This is a genomic window from Ruminococcoides intestinihominis (assembly GCF_040096285.1).
Lineage (GTDB): Bacteria > Bacillota > Clostridia > Oscillospirales > Acutalibacteraceae > Ruminococcoides > Ruminococcoides intestinihominis.
The window spans coordinates 1-6,161 of record NZ_JBBMEY010000069.1 but is presented as its reverse complement, the minus strand read 5'-3'; the positions used below and the strand labels follow the sequence as shown (position 1 = coordinate 6,161).

Below are 6,161 nucleotides of genomic sequence, written 5' to 3'. Positions count from 1 at the left end.
GATCTCTTGGTTTGACAATCTAAGGAGCCTTATTTGCTAAAATTTGTTACTACCTACTTACCCCTACAAACCCAAATTTATCATTCTCACCTTTACCCACAGACAAAATTAAAATATTAAAAAATTGAAAAAATAAAAATTTTGAAAATAGTCTATTATTGACAGTTATAATAGGATTTATTATTATAGAATTGACCTAAGGTCTAATACATTTTATGGAGGTTTTACCTATGAAAACTTATAATTGGGGTGTACTAGGTTGTGGTGTTATTGCAAATGAACTTGCTTTAGCTATGAAGAACCACAACAAAAAGCTTTATGGTGTAGCAAACAGAACTTTAAGCAAGGCTAAAGACTTTGCCAAGAAGTATGAAATCAAAAATGTTTATGACAGTTTTGAAGATATGATTAATGATGAAAACATTGATATTATCTACATTACAACTCCTCATAACACACATATTAATTATATTGAAAAGGCGCTTAACAAAGGGAAGAATGTGCTTTGTGAAAAGTCAATTACCCTAAACAGTAATGAACTTGATAAGGGTATGGCTATTGCTAAGGAAAAAGGTCTTGTACTTGCTGAGGCTATGACAGAATATCATATGCCTATTTATAAGGAACTGAAAAAGAGAATTGCTGAGGAAAAGCTAGGTGAAGTTAACTTAATCACACTTAACTTTGGTTCATACAAGGATTATGATATGAAAAACAGATTTTTCAATCGTAACCTTGCAGGTGGTTCAATGCTTGACATTGGTGTTTATGCAATTTCTCTTGCAAGAATGTTTATGAAGTCTAAGCCTAACAAAGTTTCAAGTATGGTAAAATATTGTGAAACAGGTGTTGATGAACAGGCATCTATCCTACTGATGAACGAAGAACAACAGATGGCAACTATTATGCTTTCTCTTCATTCAAAACAACCAAAAAGAGCAATGATTTCTTGTGCAAACGGCTATATTGAAGTTATGGAATACCCTAGAGGTATGAAAGCAGTTATCACTTATACTGACGGTGAAGTAGAAGAAATAGAATGTGGCGACACTAAAAATGCTTTGTGGTATGAAGTTGAGGATATGGAAGAAACTCTTTCAAAGGGCAATGACCTAATGAACAGAGAGATGACTAAGGATGTTATGGATATTATGACAGATATTAGAAAAAGTTGGGGTATGACCTATCCTGAAGAAGAATAATCATAACACAAAATATAGGTGAATTTGAAAATGTTGTGAACTTATTGCAAAATTGTTGAAAATCATACTATTTTATTGTAGAATATGAATGTTAAACTAAAAACGAAAGAGGTAAAATTCTATGAAAAAGACTATTAGTATTTTTCTAACAGCTTTGTTATGTTGTGCAATGGCATTTTCTGTTACATTCACTGCATCAGCAAAGTTCAATCAAGAGGCTAAGCCTAAGGTTGGTGACACAGTAGCAGTTCTACACACTAACTACGGTGATATTGCTATGTCATTCTTCCCTAAGTATGCACCAAAGGGTGTTGAAAACTTCCAAACTCTTGCAAAAGAAAAGAAGTACAACAACTCAATCTTCCACAGAGTTATTAAGAACTTTATGATTCAAGGTGGTGACTACACCAATGGTGACGGTACAGGTGGTGAGTCTTGTTGGGGTAAAGAATTCGAGAATGAATGTGTTGATGAACTAAAGAACATCAGAGGTGCAGTTGCTTATGCTAACTCCGGTCCTGACACTAATGGTAGCCAGTTCTTTATTAACCTTGTTAAAAACGCTCACCTAGATGGTGACTACACAGTATTCGGTCAAGTATTTGCCGGTATGGATGTTGTTGATTTAATTTCTAATTGTGAAGTTATAACAAACAGTAGTGGTGAAAGCAGTTCTCCTGTAAATGAAGTTAAACTTGAAAGTGTTGAAATTACAAAGTACACAAAGAATATGGAAAATTCTCTAAAGTCAGCTACTGACCCATATGAAGGTGTAAAGTCAACTACAACTGCAACAGAAGCAACAACAGTTGCTTCAACTGACTCTACTACTGCCAACAATGAGGACAGTGACGAACCATTTAACTTTATTCCTATTATTGTAACAGTAGGTGTACTTGCTATTATCTTTGCTTGTTTTGCTATTCCTTACGGTATTCAGGACAAAAAGAAAAAGAAAGCTAAAGCAGAAGCAAAGGCTGCTATGAAAGCCGATCCTGACTACAAAAAGAAAAAGTCTAAGAAAAAGAGATAATTAAGAGGTTTTATAATGGATACAAAACCTATCATTGCAATAATGTATGACTTTGACAAAACATTATGTACAAAGGATATGCAGGACTATGCCTTTATTCCATCATTAAATATGACTCCAAGTGAATTTTGGAGCAAAACAAATGAAGTTGGTACAAAGCTACAGATGGATTCTGTTCTTGCATATATGTACACAATGCTATCGGAAAGTCAAAAGAGAAACATTCCACTAACTAGGGAAAGCCTAACAGAAAAAGGCAACAAAATTGAATTTTTTCCGGGAGTTAAGCAGTGGTTTCAACGCATTAACAGTTTTGCAGAAGAAAATGATGTTATAGTTGAACATTATGTAATATCCTCAGGACTGAAAGAGATTATTGAGGGTACTGCAATCAGCAATGAATTTAAGAAAATCTTTGGTTGTGAATTTGTTTATGACGAAAAGGGACTTGCAGTTTTCCCTAAAACTGCCGTTAACTACACCAACAAAACACAGTTTGTGTACAGAATAAACAAAGGTGTACTTGACATTTCCAATGATGAGGACTTAAACAAATCAATGCCGGATGACAGTAAGAGAATTCCATTTTGCAATATGATTTATATAGGTGACGGACTTTCCGATGTACCTTGTATGAAGATGATGAAGTCCTATGGTGGTGTTTCTATTGCAGTTTATCAAGGTGAAGTAACAAAGAAAGTTATGGACTTGTTACTGAGAGATAGAGTTGACTTTATCTATCCTGCCGATTACAGAGAACACAGCGGTCTTGACAAAACTGTAAAAAACATTATCAGAAAGATGGCAGTTTGTGAAAAACTGTACATTGAGAACTTTAACCAAAAGAATGGAAAATTCCAGTAAAGAAATATAACTATAAAAAGAGTCACAAAGTACAAAGAAACTTTGTGGCTCTTTATTTATTGTGCCAAATTTGTTATGTACATTTACTAAAAATGGTTCACTTCAATTGACTTTAAGGCTCTAATCCATTATAATATATGGTGGTTTTGTTTGTAAAAACAAAGATAGTATATGAAGGAAATTAACGAAATTATTTGATAAAGGTTCGGTGATTACTATTTTCACTATATTTAAAGAACACAGACACTTTGGAAAACAGATTTTCAGACTTTCCAAAACAGAATTAATTAAGCAATATAAGGGTGCTGCTATCGGTCCATTTTGGGCAATTATCAAACCGGCATTTACACTTTTTGTTTACTGGTTTGCTTTTACAGTAGGTATTAAGAACTTAGGTATTGTTGATATTCAGATGCCTAACGGTTCAGTTCAGCACTTTGACAGATTTATCTTTATGCTGACAGGTTTTATTCCATGGTGGTTTATCAGTGAAAGTATCACCCATGGTGCTAAGGCTATTAGAATAAACAGACAGTTTGTTACAAAAGTTAAATTCCCGGTATCAACAATTCTTACATACACTTCCCTTTCAAGAGTGTATATTCATTTCTTGCTCTCGGCAATAATGGTTGGTATCTTGGGACTTTATGACTGCCTATTTAACACACAATTCCTTTCACTTTATGCATTGCAGTTCTTTATTCTATGTCCGATAATGTTTATGTTCTTCTTAGCATTAACCTGGACAACTGCTCCTATGTGTGCATTTAGCAAGGATCTTGAGTCAATGATTACATCAGTTATGTCAGGTATTTTCTGGTTAACCGGTGTTATCTACAGTTCATATGACTTACCACCAACAAATATGCAACATTTCCTAGAATTTATTATGTTAATCAACCCTATTAACTTCTTTGTAAATGCATACAGAAAAGCATTTATCTATCACGAAGCATTTTGGGTTAGCCATACAGCAGACCCTACAGGTTTAGGCTTAAACTGGGAGTTAATTATATTTGTAGCTGAATTTTTACTTGTATTTTTCTATGGTGCTCACAAGTATAACAAACTTAGAAAAACACTTCCTGATGTACTATAAGGAGTATTAAAATGAGTGACAATCCTATTATTACCTTTGACCATGTAAGCAAAGATTATATTCTATATAAAAGTGACAAGGCTAGATTTAAGGCGCTGTTCTTTAAGCCTAGAAATCCTAAGATTCACAGTGCATTAAAGGATGTTTCCTTTACTATAAACAGAGGTGAATCTGTCGGTATCATCGGTGACAACGGTGCAGGTAAGAGTACACTGCTAAAGATGATTACAGGTGTAACATTCCCTAGTGGCGGTACAGTCACAGTTCATGGCAAGGTTGCTGCTTTGCTGGAGCTTACTGCCGGTTTCTCACTTGAAATGACAGGTAGAGAGAACATTTACCTAAAGGGTTATATCCTAGGTCTTGAGGATGACTACATTAAGAGTATTGAAGAAAACATTGTTGATTTTGCTCAGCTTGGTGACTACATTGACCAACCTGTAAGAACATACAGTTCAGGTATGAAAATGCGTCTCGGCTTTGCAATTAATGTTAACATTGAACCTGATATTCTTGTAGTTGATGAAGCACTTGCAGTTGGTGATAATGCCTTTAAGAAGAAGTGTAAAGCTAAGATTAAAGAGATTATCAACCAAGGTGTTACAGTTCTGTTTGTTAGCCACTCTGCCCCATCAGTACAAGAAATTTGTGACCGTTCAATTTATCTAAGAAACGGTCAGCTAATTCATGATGGTCCAACAGGTGAAACTCTCAACATTTACGAAACTCAAAAGGCTAAAGATGCTGAGGAAAAGAAGAAAAGACAAGAAGCTAAGAAGGCTGCCAGAAAAGCAGCACTAGCAAAAGAAAAGACAAAGAAGGCACAGTAATGAAAGCATTATTTATTGATGACGAGTACTTTTACTACCCTGAGGGTGTAAGTAACTTTGCAGAACTTAAAGATTATTTAAAGAACAACTACAGTTCATTTGTAGAGTTGACAAAGATTGACTCTACAAGAGTTGTGCCACCTTATTTTATTAAGGAATACACCAACAAAACCTATGTAAACCTACAACAAACTAAGTTTATTGAAGAGGTTGACATCTCTGTTATGAGCAAAGAGGACTACACAACAAGCCTAAATAACGCTATGGATGAGATTTGTGTTCATTGCGATAACTTTAATCATGATAAAAGATATTGCGAATGTGGGGATGTTCAAGATACCCTCTGCCTTAACGGTAAATGTGACCTTTTCTCAAAGGATGAAGAATTTTAATTTTTATTTTTCATTTTTAATTATAGATTGTAATATCACTGTTGGTTTCATATAATCTGTATGTTTTACTTTATTCTGTAAATTTTGGTTTTCGGTTTTATTTCAAACCTAGTAAATATCTTTAAGGAATAAATATTCCCCTATTTATTCCTTATTTTTACTTTTAAAGTTCAATTTATATTACTTGACTATTTTCCTTTTGTTGGTTACAATATAAATTGAAGTGATTAATTGAATAAACACGCACCTATGGCGGAAGTGGCAGACGCGTATGGTTCAGGTCCATATGAATGAAAATTCGTGCAAGTTCAAGTCTTGTTAGGTGCACCATATAAAGACCTAATACATAAGTATTAGGTCTTTTTATTATACCAGCAACACACCTAACAAGACTTGAAGGCTACCGTTAAGAAAACAGTCCGGTGGACTGTTTTTAGGGAGGGCGTAGATGCCTCTTTCCTTTCGTATTTGTGCTTAATAAGCGAGGTACGCACCCTTTTAAGATGTATCATTGTTAGGTGCACCATAAAAAAAGGCAATACATTAGTATTGTCTTTTTTTATTTTACAAGCAATGCAACTAACAAGATATAATTATTACACAAACAAATTAGGGTTAGTAGGTGTGAATTATAGCAAAATTTTGGCTCACAGTAGTAGGGGCGAACACCGTTCGCCCGTTAAAAAGTGTGATACCTATGGGATTTTTATCCTATTTGCAGATTATAAATTTATAATCTGC

The 6,161-nt window shown here is 34.3% G+C and carries 6 protein-coding genes and 1 tRNA gene; all 7 read left to right on the top strand.

From position 1 onward, the window contains the following. Window positions 1-230 precede the first annotated feature (230 nt). Window positions 231-1,202 (top strand): Gfo/Idh/MocA family protein, encoded by a 972-nt coding sequence (locus WMO18_RS10400; protein ID WP_211148335.1) that lies wholly within the window; start codon window positions 231-233, stop codon window positions 1,200-1,202. 121 nt (window positions 1,203-1,323) lie between these two features. Continuing rightward, entirely contained in the window at window positions 1,324-2,235 is a 912-nt protein-coding gene (locus WMO18_RS10395; protein ID WP_248004747.1) for a peptidylprolyl isomerase, read from the top strand. Between the two features lie 15 nt (window positions 2,236-2,250). Then, a complete protein-coding gene (locus WMO18_RS10390) occupies window positions 2,251-3,099 on the top strand; it encodes an HAD family hydrolase (RefSeq protein WP_211148336.1) in 849 nt (282 codons plus the stop codon). Window positions 3,100-3,307: 208 nt separating this feature from the next. After that, entirely contained in the window at window positions 3,308-4,198 is an 891-nt protein-coding gene (locus WMO18_RS10385; protein ID WP_211148337.1) for an ABC transporter permease, read from the top strand. A gap of 11 nt (window positions 4,199-4,209) precedes the next feature. Then, window positions 4,210-5,028: an ABC transporter ATP-binding protein gene (locus tag WMO18_RS10380; protein ID WP_022504791.1), complete on the top strand. Its 819-nt coding sequence runs from the start codon at window positions 4,210-4,212 to the stop codon at window positions 5,026-5,028. Next, window positions 5,028-5,420 (top strand): hypothetical protein, encoded by a 393-nt coding sequence (locus WMO18_RS10375; RefSeq protein ID WP_211148338.1) that lies wholly within the window; start codon window positions 5,028-5,030, stop codon window positions 5,418-5,420. Before WMO18_RS10380 ends, WMO18_RS10375 begins: the two co-directional genes overlap by 1 nt. 243 nt (window positions 5,421-5,663) lie before the next feature. Then, a tRNA-Leu gene (locus WMO18_RS10370) sits at window positions 5,664-5,750 on the top strand. The last annotated feature ends 411 nt before the right edge of the window (window positions 5,751-6,161 follow it).